The organism is Prochlorococcus marinus str. MIT 9515, assembly GCF_000015665.1.
GTDB classification, from domain to species: domain Bacteria; phylum Cyanobacteriota; class Cyanobacteriia; order PCC-6307; family Cyanobiaceae; genus Prochlorococcus_A; species Prochlorococcus_A marinus_P.
The window spans coordinates 829,606-842,765 of the sequence record NC_008817.1; the positions used below are offsets into that span (position 1 = coordinate 829,606).

Annotated in this window: 21 protein-coding genes and 1 tRNA gene; 8 read left to right on the forward strand and 14 right to left on the reverse strand. The window is 26.6% G+C overall.

Going from position 1 to position 13,160, the window contains the following annotated elements; all coding sequences use genetic code 11:
• Positions 1-84 precede the first annotated feature (84 nt).
• The gene (locus P9515_RS04540) at positions 85-834 is read left to right on the forward strand and encodes an HAD-IA family hydrolase (protein WP_011820238.1); all 750 of its coding nucleotides are present in this window, start codon (positions 85-87) and stop codon (positions 832-834) included.
• A 1-nt stretch (position 835) separates the two neighbouring features.
• Positions 836-1,162, forward strand: a complete 327-nt coding sequence (locus P9515_RS04545; RefSeq protein ID WP_011820239.1) for a DUF565 domain-containing protein — start codon at positions 836-838, stop codon at positions 1,160-1,162.
• Positions 1,163-1,167: 5 nt separating this feature from the next.
• On the opposite strand, the gene rpmF is transcribed toward P9515_RS04545, so the two are convergent.
• Positions 1,168-1,344, reverse strand: a complete 177-nt coding sequence (gene rpmF / locus P9515_RS04550; protein ID WP_011820240.1) for a 50S ribosomal protein L32 — start codon at positions 1,342-1,344, stop codon at positions 1,168-1,170.
• Between the two features lie 135 nt (positions 1,345-1,479).
• Here rpmF and ftsH point away from each other — a divergent pair, with 135 nt between their 5' ends.
• A complete protein-coding gene (gene ftsH, locus P9515_RS04555) occupies positions 1,480-3,234 on the forward strand; it encodes an ATP-dependent zinc metalloprotease FtsH (RefSeq protein ID WP_011820241.1) in 1,755 nt (584 codons plus the stop codon).
• 825 nt (positions 3,235-4,059) lie between these two features.
• Here the strand turns inward: ftsH and P9515_RS04565 are convergent.
• A complete protein-coding gene (locus tag P9515_RS04565) occupies positions 4,060-4,644 on the reverse strand; it encodes a peroxiredoxin (protein WP_011820243.1) in 585 nt (194 codons plus the stop codon).
• A 323-nt stretch (positions 4,645-4,967) separates the two neighbouring features.
• Here P9515_RS04565 and P9515_RS09680 point away from each other — a divergent pair, with 323 nt between their 5' ends.
• Positions 4,968-5,126, forward strand: a complete 159-nt coding sequence (locus tag P9515_RS09680; protein ID WP_011820245.1) for a hypothetical protein — start codon at positions 4,968-4,970, stop codon at positions 5,124-5,126.
• A 2-nt stretch (positions 5,127-5,128) separates the two neighbouring features.
• Here the strand turns inward: P9515_RS09680 and P9515_RS04570 are convergent, their stop codons facing one another.
• Both P9515_RS04570 and P9515_RS09685 read right to left on the reverse strand, forming a co-directional pair.
• Positions 5,129-5,347, reverse strand: coding sequence for a hypothetical protein (locus P9515_RS04570; protein WP_011820246.1), 219 nt, complete (start codon positions 5,345-5,347; stop codon positions 5,129-5,131).
• A 55-nt stretch (positions 5,348-5,402) separates the two neighbouring features.
• Complete coding sequence (locus tag P9515_RS09685) at positions 5,403-5,573, reverse strand: hypothetical protein (RefSeq protein ID WP_011820247.1); 171 nt, start codon at positions 5,571-5,573, stop codon at positions 5,403-5,405.
• A gap of 222 nt (positions 5,574-5,795) precedes the next feature.
• Between P9515_RS09685 and P9515_RS09690 the strand changes: the two genes are divergently transcribed.
• Positions 5,796-5,963, forward strand: a complete 168-nt coding sequence (locus tag P9515_RS09690; protein WP_011820248.1) for a hypothetical protein — start codon at positions 5,796-5,798, stop codon at positions 5,961-5,963.
• Positions 5,964-5,981: 18 nt separating this feature from the next.
• Positions 5,982-6,182 (forward strand): hypothetical protein, encoded by a 201-nt coding sequence (locus tag P9515_RS04575; protein ID WP_011820249.1) that lies wholly within the window; start codon positions 5,982-5,984, stop codon positions 6,180-6,182.
• Positions 6,183-6,380: 198 nt separating this feature from the next.
• Here the strand turns inward: P9515_RS04575 and P9515_RS09695 are convergent, their stop codons facing one another.
• On the reverse strand, positions 6,381-6,533 hold the full coding sequence (locus P9515_RS09695; protein ID WP_011820251.1) for a hypothetical protein: 153 nt from the start codon (positions 6,531-6,533) through the stop codon (positions 6,381-6,383).
• A gap of 72 nt (positions 6,534-6,605) precedes the next feature.
• On the opposite strand from P9515_RS09695, the gene P9515_RS04580 reads away from it, so the two are divergent.
• On the forward strand, positions 6,606-6,968 hold the full coding sequence (locus P9515_RS04580) for a hypothetical protein (protein ID WP_011820252.1): 363 nt from the start codon (positions 6,606-6,608) through the stop codon (positions 6,966-6,968).
• Positions 6,969-6,994: 26 nt separating this feature from the next.
• On the opposite strand, the gene P9515_RS04585 is transcribed toward P9515_RS04580, so the two are convergent.
• From P9515_RS04585 to P9515_RS04600, 4 genes are all read right to left on the reverse strand, one after another.
• Positions 6,995-7,068 (reverse strand) — tRNA-Met (locus P9515_RS04585).
• A gap of 28 nt (positions 7,069-7,096) precedes the next feature.
• Positions 7,097-7,579, reverse strand: coding sequence for a tRNA (cytidine(34)-2'-O)-methyltransferase (locus tag P9515_RS09500; protein WP_011820253.1), 483 nt, complete (start codon positions 7,577-7,579; stop codon positions 7,097-7,099).
• Between the two features lie 3 nt (positions 7,580-7,582).
• Positions 7,583-8,131 (reverse strand): bifunctional adenosylcobinamide kinase/adenosylcobinamide-phosphate guanylyltransferase, encoded by a 549-nt coding sequence (locus P9515_RS09505; protein WP_011820254.1) that lies wholly within the window; start codon positions 8,129-8,131, stop codon positions 7,583-7,585.
• Between the two features lie 12 nt (positions 8,132-8,143).
• Positions 8,144-8,455: a hypothetical protein gene (locus P9515_RS04600; protein ID WP_011820255.1), complete on the reverse strand. Its 312-nt coding sequence runs from the start codon at positions 8,453-8,455 to the stop codon at positions 8,144-8,146.
• Positions 8,456-8,563: 108 nt separating this feature from the next.
• Between P9515_RS04600 and P9515_RS04605 the strand changes: the two genes are divergently transcribed.
• Entirely contained in the window at positions 8,564-9,190 is a 627-nt protein-coding gene (locus tag P9515_RS04605; protein ID WP_011820256.1) for a cofactor assembly of complex C subunit B, read from the forward strand.
• On the opposite strand, the gene lptC is transcribed toward P9515_RS04605, so the two are convergent.
• The 5 genes from lptC to rpmG form a co-directional block, all read right to left on the reverse strand.
• Complete coding sequence (gene lptC, locus P9515_RS04610) at positions 9,187-9,813, reverse strand: LPS export ABC transporter periplasmic protein LptC (protein WP_011820257.1); 627 nt, start codon at positions 9,811-9,813, stop codon at positions 9,187-9,189. The two genes, P9515_RS04605 and lptC, sit on opposite strands and share 4 nt — an antisense overlap.
• Entirely contained in the window at positions 9,806-11,341 is a 1,536-nt protein-coding gene (locus P9515_RS04615) for a methionine--tRNA ligase (RefSeq protein WP_011820258.1), read from the reverse strand. Before P9515_RS04615 ends, lptC begins: the two co-directional genes overlap by 8 nt.
• A gap of 65 nt (positions 11,342-11,406) precedes the next feature.
• Positions 11,407-12,591, reverse strand: coding sequence for a ribonuclease catalytic domain-containing protein (locus P9515_RS04620; protein WP_011820259.1), 1,185 nt, complete (start codon positions 12,589-12,591; stop codon positions 11,407-11,409).
• 42 nt (positions 12,592-12,633) lie between these two features.
• Complete coding sequence (gene rpsR, locus P9515_RS04625; protein WP_002806014.1) at positions 12,634-12,855, reverse strand: 30S ribosomal protein S18; 222 nt, start codon at positions 12,853-12,855, stop codon at positions 12,634-12,636.
• A 9-nt stretch (positions 12,856-12,864) separates the two neighbouring features.
• A complete protein-coding gene (gene rpmG, locus P9515_RS04630) occupies positions 12,865-13,059 on the reverse strand; it encodes a 50S ribosomal protein L33 (protein WP_011820260.1) in 195 nt (64 codons plus the stop codon).
• Positions 13,060-13,160 lie beyond the last annotated feature (101 nt).

Genomic DNA, 13,160 nt, shown 5'->3' on the forward strand with positions numbered 1-13,160 from the left:
TACCTTTAGCAGTCGTAGCATTGGCTGGACCAGCAATAATAGCTCTTGTATTTTTTCGCAAATAAAACTATTCTCTAACTCTTTGTGACTAACCTTGAGGGTGTTTATTGGGATTTAGATGGAACAATTGCTAATACTGAATTAGAAGCTCATTTACCGGCATTTAATTATGCTTTTAATGACTTTAATCTAAATTGGAATTGGGACATAAATACATACATAGAGCTTTTAAAAATTAATGGAGGTAAGAATAGAATTTCTTATTATTCAAAATTAATAAATAAGTTTATTGATAATGAAGAAGTCAAAAGGATTCACGAAAGAAAACAATATCATTACATTAATTATGTTAGAAAAAATAATGTCATTTCACTTAAAACAGGTGTTTATAGATTAATAAAGGAATTAAAGAAAAAAGAAGTTAGACAGTTCATAGTAACTTCAAGCTCTAAAAGGCAAGCTAGTCTGATAACTAATCAATTATTTAAAGAATTTAATCCATTTGAATTTATCATTTCAAGTGATGATGTTAAATTTCATAAACCACATCCCATGCCTTACTTAAAAGCCATGAAAATAAGTGGTATTGAATTTAATAAATCAATAGTTTTTGAAGATTCGTCTCCAGGACTTAGATCCTCCTTAGCTGCTAGGCTTCCCACTATTTTTGTTCCTTCAAATATACCGGCTGTTATTGATAGTGATATAGATTTAAATTGTTTTATAGATAGTCTAGGTAATGAAAGTTGCAAATCTAATGTAATTAAAGGACCAAAGTTAGATAGTAATTATGTAGATTGCGCCTATCTTGAAAAATATTTATTGACATTTTAAAGTGCAACAAACTAAATTCTCAAGAATTAATGATCAATTTAATAAATTATTGTTTGGTTTTTTAAGTTCTTCCTGGAAATCAAAATCTATCAATATTATCTCTGTTTTGACAGGTTATTTTTTATTTGCAAATTTTGTGACTAAATTCATTTCTGAAGGTCGAAATGAATTAATAATGGTTCCCATAATAATCTTGATTATTGAAATAATTATTAGGATTAGACCATCCACAAGTTCTGGTTTCTTTAACCTTTGGTCAATATTAGATAAAGTTCGAATTGGAGCAACATATGCTGTGATTCTTGAAGCATTTAAATTAGGATCTTGATTAAATTATTCTTCACTCTCTTCTTCCTCGTCAATAGGATATACAAATCCTTGAGCTTTACCAGTTAAAACAGATTTACCTAGTGAAATAGCTTTTTGTGCTGCCAACGCTGCTTTACCTTTCCATACAGCATGTCTGTGATTTCTCTTGCTTTTTGATTTTTTCTTCTTAGGGACAGCCATACTAATTTCTTATTTCCATCTATTAATATAACCTTTCGATGGTTATCTCCCAAATATTTGAGTATATTTGTTTTAAATACTGCAATTCTTAAACTGGGCTTTTAAGCTCTATTCATTATATTTTATTGAAGATTAGTGTTCTTTAAATCAAATTTTTCTTATTCAAATTCTAATAAAAGTTATTCTGATCTCATATTAGAACTAGATTCGGGAAACATAGAATCAATATATTTCTATCCTCGAAAGAGAGAAATCGATGTTTTGTACAAGAATGGGAGAAAGGAAAAAGTACCCATACTATACAATGACCAATTAATTCTTGAAAAAGCATCTGAAAATAATGTTGATCTAACTATCAATAACAGTCGTAAAGAATATTCGGCAGCAAATTCAATAGCATCAATTGGACTCTTTTTTATTTTTTTAATAGCTATAGTTTTAATATTGAGAAGCACTTCTAAACTTGCTTCGAGAGCTTTAGGTTTTGGAAAAAGTAAATCTAAATTTGTCACCATTGATGATGTTGATACACGATTTGATGATGTTGCAGGAGTCCCTGAAGCAGCGGAAGAATTAAAAGAAGTTATTAAATTTCTTAATGAACCAAAAAGGTTTACAGATTTAGGAGCAAAAGTGCCCAAGGGTGTTTTATTAATTGGTCCTCCTGGAACTGGTAAAACATTATTAGCTAAAGCAATTGCAGGTGAGTCAGGAGTTCCTTTTCTTTCTATAGCTGCTTCAGAATTTGTTGAACTATTTGTTGGTGTTGGTGCAAGTAGAGTTAGAGACTTATTTGTAAAAGCAAAAGAAAAGTCTCCATGTATTATATTTATTGATGAGATTGACTCTATCGGTAGACAAAGAGGCTCAGGAATAGGCGGAGGTAATGATGAAAGAGAGCAAACTCTTAATCAGCTTTTAACAGAACTAGATGGGTTTTCAGATAATTCAGGAATAATCGTTATAGCTGCCACAAATAGGCCAGATATTCTTGACTCAGCTCTTCTAAGGCCAGGACGATTTGACAGAAAAATTGAAGTCATGTTACCTGATTTAGATGGTAGAAAGAAAATACTTTCAGTTCATTCCTTATCGAAACCACTTTCAAAAAATGTAGATTTGGGATATTGGGCTACACGAACAGTAGGTTTTTCAGGAGCTGATCTAGCAAATTTAATGAATGAAAGCGCTATTCATTGTGCTAGAGAGGAATCTAAATTAATTTGTGATATCCATATAGAAAATGCTTTAGATAAAGTTACTTTAGGTCTACGTACATCAATTATTTCATCTCATAATATGAAAAAAATAATTGCTTATAACGAGGTTGGACGTGCAATTGTATCAGCCGTTAAAAATGGTATTGATTCAGTTGATAAAATAACAATTCTTCCGAGATCTGGTTATTTAGGCGGTTATACTAAATTAAATCCAGACGAAGATATTGTATCAAGTGGATTAATTTCGAAGAAATTATTATTATCTAAAATTGAAATAGCTTTGGCAGGCAGAGCTGCTGAAACAATAGTATTTGGCAAAAATGAAATTACTCAATGCTCAATTAATGACATATCTTATGCGACAAACATTGTTAGAGAGATGGTAACTAAATATGGATTTTCTATAATAGGTCCTCTATCTCTTGAAAGTCGTAACAATAATTTCATGGGAGATGGTTTTGTTAGAAATAATTCAATAATAGCCGACAATACTTACTCCAAAATAGATAATGAAATTATTAATATTTCAAAAATTTCTCTCAATAATGCTATTAATATTTTAAGTAAAAACAGAATATTATTAGACAAATTAGTTGAAATTTTAATCAATAAAGAAACTATAGATAATAATACTTTTAAAAAAATAACTCATAATTTGTTAAAAGTATGATTTAAATCCTAAATTTATTTATAAATTATTTATTTTGATAATAAAATTAAACCTATTAAGAATTTTTATAATTTCATTATTAGTTATAATTTTTCCATTAATTCAAAATCAATGGTTAAATTTATATCTATTTGATAAAAATAGTTTTACGATTTATAAGACATTATATTTTTTAAGTGGATTATTGATTCCAGTTCTTGTAAGCATTACTTCATTAAAAAATTTTACATTTTATAAATTTAGTAATTACAAAATTAAGAAAAATAAAGAAATTACCGGTAAATTATTATTTATAATCGTAGTGACAGCTTTATTTATATTCTCTTCACTTTTTTTGACTTATCTTTTTATTAATTTTAAAATATTTTTTAACATAGTTATCTCTAATAATAATTATTTATTGGATTTTAACTTTAATAAATACATTATATCTGTTGTAATTATTTCTATATTATTAATATTTAGAAAATTAAAATTAATTATAAAAAAAATTATACTTATAAATTTTCTTATGATTTCATCTATGATTTGGTATGCAAAATTAAACAATATATTATTTAACGATACATTCTTGGTTAAAAATCATTTAACCTTTGATAATGTAAATTCTATAAATTTACTTTTATTGTTATCACTTGAAATATCATATTACTTATGGTCATATCTTTCACAAGCGAATTATTTAACAGATTGGAGTATTCCAGCTCAACCAAATAATTTACTCATTTCATTTGTTAAAATTATATTTTTTTATTTAATGGTTATTTTATATTATTTTATAATTTCAAATTAGATAAAATTTATATCTAAAATATATAATTATATCTAGAGTGCAGAAAAGTATTCTTTACTTCCTTTTGGATCTTCTAACATTGTTTTTTCTCCTGGAGTCCAGTTTGCGGGACAGACCTCATCAGGATTAGCTGCAACATATTGGTAGCCTTGAAGTATCCTTAACGTTTCGTCTACATTACGTCCTACAGGTGCTTTATTTACTGTGGTATGCATTACTATTCCTTGCGGATTAATAAGGAATAAACCCCTATCTGCTTCTCCATCATCATTAAGAACATTGTATTCTTGGCAAATTTCTCGTTTTAAATCTGAAACTAATGGATAATTAATATCACCAATACCACCTTCATTTCTTGGTGTTTGTATCCATGCTAAATGACAATGCTTACTATCTACGGATACTCCGAGTATTTCGGTATTTAATGCAGAAAATTTTTCGTATTCATCACTAAAGGCAGTAATTTCAGTTGGACATACAAATGTAAAATCTAGTGGATAGAAGAATAAAACAACCCACTTACCTTTGTAACTTGAAAGAGTTATCTCTTTAAATTCTTGATCATAAACTGCTGTTGCAGTGAAATTTGGTGCTTCTTGGCCAACTCTTAAACTCATGGAAATTGTAGTCCTTTTTTTGAAAAAAATTATAGGCCGTGGAGACCTTATTTATTGTTAAATTAAACGTATATAATATAGCAAGAAATTCCATAATTTGAATATATGAAATGGCATCAATCTTTAACTAGAAAATTTACAATTATGAACTATTCAAAATTAATAAAAAATCTTAAACGTGAATTAATCAAATATCCTATCAATAGAAGCGGTGATGATAAGAATAGTAAATAATAATGTTTTTTTTAGATCAATATAGACATTTTTTTATCTAAATTACTATAAATTATTTTAAGAAATATTTTGGTGGATTATTATTAAGTATGTCAAATTATAGAGAAAAGTTAAAAGCCAAACTTAAGATTAAAAAGTTAGATTCTGATCAACCGATTAAAACTTGGCTTTTTGTTTTATTGTTAAATGTTGTTGGATTTGCTGGATACTTTTATTTAAAGATAAATAACATTCATTTGGGAGAATAATTTTAGCTTATCTCTTTTTTTATTGAACGACAAAAGTTTCTATATCTCTCTATTCTAGTTAAATCTGGTAAAGTCCAGACAGATTCATAATCAAATAATGGATCTTGCCATTCCTTGAATTCTTCTTTTATTGAATTATCGTTTAATGAAGTTAATCTTTTTGTTCTTTTCTTTAAATGCCTTTTAATTATCTTTATATTAGTTTTTATATATTCTCTCATGGAAATAGTTGAACTTAATTAAATTTAGCATTTAATAGGTTAATTAATATTTTAATTAGACGTTCTGTACTGCTTGAAATAATCCGAATGAATAACCCCCTATTAAAATCCAACCCAAAACACTAGAGATTATAGTTGATCTCCTATTATGTCTTCTTAGGGCATTTTCGATCATTTCATTTGCTTCTTCCTTACTTATGTAATTTGGAGTTGATTTTTTGTCCATATAAAGTTTCTTTTACATTAAACGATAAGTAATAAAATTGTGTTTTAATTATTTAATTTAAATTTATAAAAAGGAATTAAAATTATTAATTTTACTAATAAGGGATAATGTAATTTAATTTAGAGCAAATTGATCTTTATATAAAAAAATCTCCAATAAAAACAAGTAACCTTTATTTCTTACTACAATAAATGTGAACGAATTAACCAAATTAAAAATTGAATGAATGTTAATGATGCTTCTGTTCTCGAGATGATTAATAATCTTATTGCTTCTAAAAGATTAAATGAGAATCAAATTCTTCAATTAGTAAACTTGGCATCAATTTCTGATAATTTAAAAGAACTAAAAGAAAATATGAGATGGGAGAAGTTTAAATCCAAATATTAAATTAATATAAAAATCAAGATGATTTCTGTAATTATAAATAAAATTAAAAAAAAAAATCATCATTACATGTATTCTAGATCTCTTGAAAATAAAAAATTAAAAAATAATCTTCCGGAAATTAAGGAAATATCAAATAAATGTAAGGTAAGTAAAGCTAGTAATGAGATAATGCTCGATAGATTTTATAATGGGAAAAGTATAGAATTTCCTTTCACATAATAATTATGAAATGTTATTTTTAGAAGTTTCGCTAATGTTCAGATATAAGTGAGATTGGTCGTCACTATATTCGGCTCTATTAATAAAAAATATTGTTGAAATTATAATTACTGAAACTATTAATAAATCACCGACAGTTACTCCTCTTTCTTTTAAATTCATATCTTTTTTTAATTTAATATAATTATAGCTGAGTTACTAAAAATTCTTTCTTAGAATATGTAAAAGTTTTGTCCTCTTAACAAAATTTTCCTCTTCCCAAATACATGTTGCTTCATCATTATTTATTGGTTTAGCTTCATAGGCTAAATACCATAGAAAAAATCCTATTGGAATTATTAGAACTTCCATTAATTTTACGTTGACTTATACTAAATATAGTGCAACACTAGAAAGACGCAAGTGTCACAGAAATATTGTATTATGCCCACTCAAAGAAAAAGAATTGGGTTCTTACCAAGTGCAGAAGTTCAGAAAATAATAGATCAACTTTGCAAAAATAATAAATTAAGTCAATCAAAAGTGACTGGGATATTAGTTGAAGAAGCACTATGTTCTAGGGGAGTATTAATTAATTCAAAAAATAAAAAAAATTATGAATTTTCGTCTAATATTGATAATTCGGCACTAATTACTAATGATATTTTTGATAACAAAGAACATAAAAAGTGTGAAGATCTCAATTTAGATGAAAAATATGTAGAGGATGAGGTCCAAATGATTAATGACTACATTGAGTTCAAATTTTTCAAGAATATAATGAACAAAAATAAAAAAATAAATTAGCTGTACGTGTCACACCATAATAATAATGTCTCGAGCGTGACTTGAACACGCGACCTGCGGGCTATGAATCCGCCGCTCTAACCAGCTGAGCTACCGAGACCTACATATATCTTAAATCATGAATAGTCTTAATTACCAGTTTGAAAATTTATTTGTTTATTAGCCTCATAAATTGCTATTCCGCACGCAACTGATAAATTAAGACTCCTAACACCTTTTTTATCATTATTAGATAATTCTACATTAGGCATGAAAATTGATATTAATGAATTACTACCGTTAATAACGCTTTCTGGTAATCCTGTATCTTCTCTTCCAAATAATAAAATATCATCTTTTAAGAATCTAAATCTGTTCAGATAAATACCATTTTTTTTGCTAAAGGCGATAATTCTTTTATTTTTTTTTGATTCCTTAAATTTTTTAAAATTAGGATAATTATTTAATTTAACTAAAGGCCAGTAATCAAGACCAGCTCTTTTTAAATATTTATCTTCTAATTTAAAACCTAATGGCTCTATAAGATTTAATGTTATGTCAAAAGCAGCACACGTTCTAGCGATACTACCAGTATTTTGAGGAATCCGCGGTTCAAAAAGTGAGATTTCCAATTACTAAAAAGGTATTTCAATACTAATTTTATCTAATTTTATTGCTCTACCATTTATGGTTAGCCAATTCTCTTCTGAAATTCTAGTTATTCTTTTTTGAAGATCTCCAAGCCTTTCTATATATTTATTACCAATTTCGTATTCTGAAACTAAACTCCAACCAACTTGTTCTCCAACAATTAATGTTGTTTTTATTCTGTTTTTTAAAAGATTTAAAAGCAAATGTATTTGATTTTCCCATTCTTCATCATTTTTATAGATACTCTCCATTATAAAGCCTCCTATAGAGTCAATTAATATTGGACCTTTGTCTTTTTTTAATACATTTACAAGATTATTTGTTTCTATTAACGCCCAATTTTTAGGCCTTCTTTTACGATGCTGAAGAATTTTTTTTTGCCAATTTAAATCGTCTGGTCTTGACTCAGATAAGGCTATATAAGTTATTTTTGGTAATTTTCTACCTAAATATTCTGCAAATTCGCTTTTACCGCTCTTTGTTCCCCCAGTTATAAATATTACTTTTGCAAAATTATTACCATGATTTTCCATCTTTAAAAAAACTTATTTTGAGAAAAACCACCATGTTGCAAGAGGTATTATTGTAGCTGCAACTAAGAGGCCAATAACTATATAAGTAGCTGTAGAACTCTCAGCATCCTCAGCTCTCATTGCGTTAAAGTTGGGATCAACTACTGGGTTATCAATTGAGGAAGGCTGACTTTTTTCGTAATTTATAACTGTTTTTTGCTGAGTAACAATAAACAGGTCGCTAATTTTATTAAAATTATCAGCATAAGTTTTTATTGGTAATGTAATGAAAAGAAAACCTATCATTACGATTGAAAACACTGACTTATAAATAGACTTAATCATTTTGGTTTTTTAGACAATTATATAATAATAAACTATAAGTCTGAGAATCTTTGGATAAAACCCAATATAATTATTTCAAGTAATTTTTTAATTTACTTAGAAGCAGATATGAATTTTAATGGTAAATCGTTAATAATTATTGGCTCCATACTTTTTTTCTTTCAATTAGGAAATTTCTTTTCAATTGATTCAATATCCCCCGCACTTGAAAGAGCTCAAGTTTTAGCAGCTATCTCATCAGTAATCATTGTATTAATAGGTTTTTTATTTAAACAATTTAATCCAAATCTTGGAGAAAGAGTTGATTTAATAGGGGAAAATAGATTTATATTTGATCCTGAATTATCATCAGAAATATTAGATGAATTGGCTTGGGGATCAGAGACAATATTAACTTCAACAGCTGCGGCTACTATATTAATTCACAACGATGGTAAAAATATTTTAAGAAGAGGTATTATTTCCAATGATGTTTTTAAACCTCGAGAAACTTGTTTGAGATCTGTGAAAGATATGAAATTAATTTCTTTAGCTAACACGAAGTTTTATCCAGGAAGAGATGAATTCTTCAGTTTTTGCCCAAATATACCTTCTGTGCTTATAGTTCCTATAAATAAAAAATCTTTTATTTTAATAGGAGGATGGAGTTATAGATGTTTTACAAAATCAGATGAAAAATGGATTAATAATTGGGCAAAAAAATTAAACAATCTATTTTTGAAAAATAGTTATTAAAAATATATTTTAGAACGAACTCTCTCTTCTTTTGATCTGAAGATTACAGATTTTTTATCGATATCATAGTAGGCATTTTCAGAGTTGACTTCATATCCACTGTCTTTATTACTGTTATTGAATTTATATTTAACTGGATTATAAAATTCAATAATTTTATTTTTTTTATTAAGAATTGCTTTATTAGAACTTAGTGTAATTGAGTCATTTTGAAATAAAACATTTCCAATTAATAAAAACTCAGAATTTTTAATATCCCATTTAAAAGAGTTTGAATATAATTTATCTTCTTGTTTAAGTAATGTTTTGACTGATACATTACCAGACAATTCTAGTAGTGTATTATTGTTCGAGAGTTTTGACTTGTCCGAATTTATAATATATTCACTTTCATTATTTTGAAAGAGATTTATTGTGGTTTCATTAAGATTTAAAGTATTTTTTTCCCTATCGTATCTTGAGTAGGGACTCTCAATTGAAAGTAATTTATTACCCTCATTAGAGAATATATTCATATTTAAACTATTAATACTTTGGTTAGTTATTTTATCTTCTATATCTCGAGTTTTACATCCTCCAATAATTATTGTAGTTATTAAAAAAAGTTTATAAAATCTATTCATATTCTAGTTTTTCAATAATTGGATATGGAGCTGGTAAATTTGATTTAGATTTCAATAAACCCCAATTCAATTGATCATTCCAAGACTCATTTTTATTATATAGAGATCCCAATTGCATGTTAATTTTGGAGGATAAATCCGGTAATATTGGTAATAATAATAAGCCAATAATTCTTGTACTTTCTAATACATCATAAATTATATTACATACAATAGAAATATTATTTTCATCTTTAATTAATTTCCAAGGCTGTTTTTCGTTAAGATATAAATTTGTATTAATTGCAAGATTAAGTATAACATTAGCTGCTAAATCTAACTCATATAAATTAAAATGATTTATAAATTTTTCTACTGCTTCATTGCAGCATAATTGCAATGTATTATCAATGATTAACTCATAAGTATCTGGAACTTTATTGTCAAACCACTTTCTAGACATTGAAGATGTTCTATTTAATAAATTTCCAATTGTGTTAGCCAAATCATTATTAATAATGTCTACAAATCTTTTATTTTGAAAATCACCATCACTACCCAATGAAATATCCTTTAAAAGATACCATCTAACTGCTTCCTTACCATATTTAGATAATAAAAGATTTGGATCTAATACATTTCCTAAGCTTTTCCCCATTTTTTGACCTTCTCTTGTTAAGAAGCCATGACCAAATACTCTTTTAGGTACATCCATACCAGCTGAAAGAAGCATCGCTGGCCAATAAACAGCATGAAACCTTAGGATATCCTTACCTATAAAATGTATGTCAGCAGGCCATCCATTATTAATAGATGATTCCAATGATGGATCACTCATATTTGGGCATATAGCACTTACATAGCCAAGTAAAGCATCAAACCATACGTAAAAAGTATGATCCTTTGTATCGGGTACTGATATTCCCCAAGATACATTTGTTCTAGATACTGAGAAATCTTTTAAACCTTTGCTTACGAAATTGATAATTTCATTTCTTCTTTCTTTGGGATAAATAAATGAAGGCTCATTAATAAGTTCTTCGATTTGTGATTGATATTTAGATAATCTAAAAAAAAGATTTTCTTCATTTTTCCATTCTAAGTTTTTTTGATGAATTGGACATTTATATGATGATAGATTTTCTGGATTTTCTTTAAATTCTTCACAACCGACGCAATACCATCCTTTTTGGACTCCCATATAGATATCTCCAGAAGCTTTTACTCTGTTGTAAAATTCATTAACTATAGATTCATGATTTTGAGAACTGGTTCTTACAAATTTATTATTTGTTATGTCCCAAGATTTCCAATTTTGTTTAAAAATATCAGAAATCTCATCACAATGAGATTGAGGATCTACACCTTTATTACTAGCAGTTCTTTGAATCTTTAAACCATGTTCATCAACTCCAGTAATGAAAATTACATTATCGCCTGATAGTCTCTTGAACCTTGCTATGGAATCACAAATTAAAGTAGTATAAATGCTCCCTAAGTGAGGCTTATCATTTACATAATATAATGGGGTAGTAATTACAAAGCTCATAATATCTTTTTTCTAATAGTAACAAATATAATATCTAAATATTATGATATAGAGTTTATTTATAGCTAGTGAATAAATTCTAAAAGATTATTATCATTTTCATTATATTTAACTTTATATATTTTATTAGTATATGTTTCTATAGAAATATATAATATTATTAGAAGCTCTAATGAGTATTCTTGAAAATAGACTAAAGCTATACTTTTTTTTATATTTATCCATTTAATAAATATTATTTTGTACGATGATTTATTTTCATTAATAAAAAATATATTTAAATATTTTAATTTATTATTTTTATAAATATTGTTAATCTCTAATTGTTTAATCTTTGTTAAATCTATTATTTCATTAATCTTATTTATATTTAGTTCCTTTTTATTTGTAATATAATTAAATACTTGTCTTTGAACAATTAAGTCTAAATATCTTCTAAGTGGTGAAGTACATTGAGTATACATTTTAAGACCTAATGATTCATGTTTATTAGCCTTTGTAGTGATATAACTTTTACCCATAAATTGTTTTAATATTGAAAACTTTATATCACTATTTTTATATTTTGCTAGTATCTCAGATACATCACAATTTATTTTTTGGGTTCTATAAGGTGTAACTATATTATTTTTAAATAAAAATAAACTAGTGACATAACCCATTAATATCATTGATTCAGATACAATTGTTTGCGAAACATTTTTATATATATTATTAATCACGACATTTCCGTCGATAATATCTATTTTATTACTTGGCATATCAAAAATAATTGCACCTTGTGTTATTCGATATTTAAGACTTTTAAGTAATAGATTTTTAATTTCTATTAATTCAAATTCTTCTTTAGGTTCTAATTCAATAATTTCTTCTGCATCTTCGTATGTTAATTGATATTTAGGTATTATTTTCGCCTCTAACATCTCATATTCATTTATTGAACCATTCTCATTAAACGTTATTGAAGCACTTATTGTTTCTGATAATTTATTTTGATTTAAATTTGCATTTTCAATTATTTCAGAAGGCAACATAGGAATATATTGATCAATTAAATATAAACTACTGCTCTTACTTTTTGCCTCAAGATCTATTTTTGAATCAGTTGAAAATAATTTGCATGGATTGCTAATATGAATCCATAATTTTTTTTTACTTCCATCTATTAATTCTAAAGAGAAAGCATCATCAATCTCTTTGGGATTCTCAGAATCAATAATAAAAGTTTTTAAATTAGTTAAATCTCTCAAATATTTAGAATATTATTTAAGTAACTATTAAATTTAAATTTTTTATCCTTCCGGATTAACAAATGGCAATAAGGCAACAATTCTTGCTCTTTTTACAGCCAATGTAAGATCTCTTTGTTGTTTGGAGGTTAGTCCTGTCATTCTTCTTGGTAAAATCTTGCCTCTTTCAGTAATGAATTTCTTTAGAAGCTCAACGTCTTTATAATCTATAGGGTCACCAGGTTTGATTGGTGATAATTGTTTTTTAAAAATAGAATTTGGCATGTTTTTAATTTATTTGATTTCCTTATGAATTGTCATTTTGTTCAAATGAGGATTAAACTTTTTGAGTTCTAATCGTTCTGTAGTATTTCTTTTGTTTTTTTCTGTTGTATATCTTGAGATACCATTAGATCTTCTTGGTTCTGAACTTGTTCTAGCTTCAGTGCATTCTAAGGTTACTACAACTCTTGTACCTTTTTTTGCCATTTTGATTAATACGCTGATGTATAATTTTCTATTGTACAACTTCAAGAAACTATTTTGCATATATTCACTTTTCTTTTAGTATCATTAGACAAAAATAATAA

Bases quoted from the DNA above. Each gene is read 5' to 3' on its own strand.
- rpmF (WP_011820240.1), bottom strand. From the start codon at position 1,344: ATGGCTGTCCCTAAGAAGAAAAAATCAAAAAGCAAGAGAAATCACAGA.
- P9515_RS04565 (WP_011820243.1), bottom strand. From the start codon at position 4,644: ATGAGTTTAAGAGTTGGCCAAGAAGCACCAAATTTCACTGCAACAGCA.
- P9515_RS09680 (WP_011820245.1), top strand. From the start codon at position 4,968: ATGTCAAATTATAGAGAAAAGTTAAAAGCCAAACTTAAGATTAAAAAG.
- P9515_RS04570 (WP_011820246.1), bottom strand. From the start codon at position 5,347: ATGAGAGAATATATAAAAACTAATATAAAGATAATTAAAAGGCATTTA.
- P9515_RS09685 (WP_011820247.1), bottom strand. From the start codon at position 5,573: ATGGACAAAAAATCAACTCCAAATTACATAAGTAAGGAAGAAGCAAAT.
- P9515_RS09690 (WP_011820248.1), top strand. From the start codon at position 5,796: ATGAATGTTAATGATGCTTCTGTTCTCGAGATGATTAATAATCTTATT.
- P9515_RS04575 (WP_011820249.1), top strand. From the start codon at position 5,982: ATGATTTCTGTAATTATAAATAAAATTAAAAAAAAAAATCATCATTAC.
- P9515_RS09695 (WP_011820251.1), bottom strand. From the start codon at position 6,533: ATGGAAGTTCTAATAATTCCAATAGGATTTTTTCTATGGTATTTAGCC.
- P9515_RS04580 (WP_011820252.1), top strand. From the start codon at position 6,606: ATGCCCACTCAAAGAAAAAGAATTGGGTTCTTACCAAGTGCAGAAGTT.
- P9515_RS09505 (WP_011820254.1), bottom strand. From the start codon at position 8,131: ATGGAAAATCATGGTAATAATTTTGCAAAAGTAATATTTATAACTGGG.
- P9515_RS04600 (WP_011820255.1), bottom strand. From the start codon at position 8,455: ATGATTAAGTCTATTTATAAGTCAGTGTTTTCAATCGTAATGATAGGT.
- P9515_RS04605 (WP_011820256.1), top strand. From the start codon at position 8,564: ATGAATTTTAATGGTAAATCGTTAATAATTATTGGCTCCATACTTTTT.
- lptC (WP_011820257.1), bottom strand. From the start codon at position 9,813: ATGAATAGATTTTATAAACTTTTTTTAATAACTACAATAATTATTGGA.
- P9515_RS04615 (WP_011820258.1), bottom strand. From the start codon at position 11,341: ATGAGCTTTGTAATTACTACCCCATTATATTATGTAAATGATAAGCCT.
- rpsR (WP_002806014.1), bottom strand. From the start codon at position 12,855: ATGCCAAATTCTATTTTTAAAAAACAATTATCACCAATCAAACCTGGT.
- rpmG (WP_011820260.1), bottom strand. From the start codon at position 13,059: ATGGCAAAAAAAGGTACAAGAGTTGTAGTAACCTTAGAATGCACTGAA.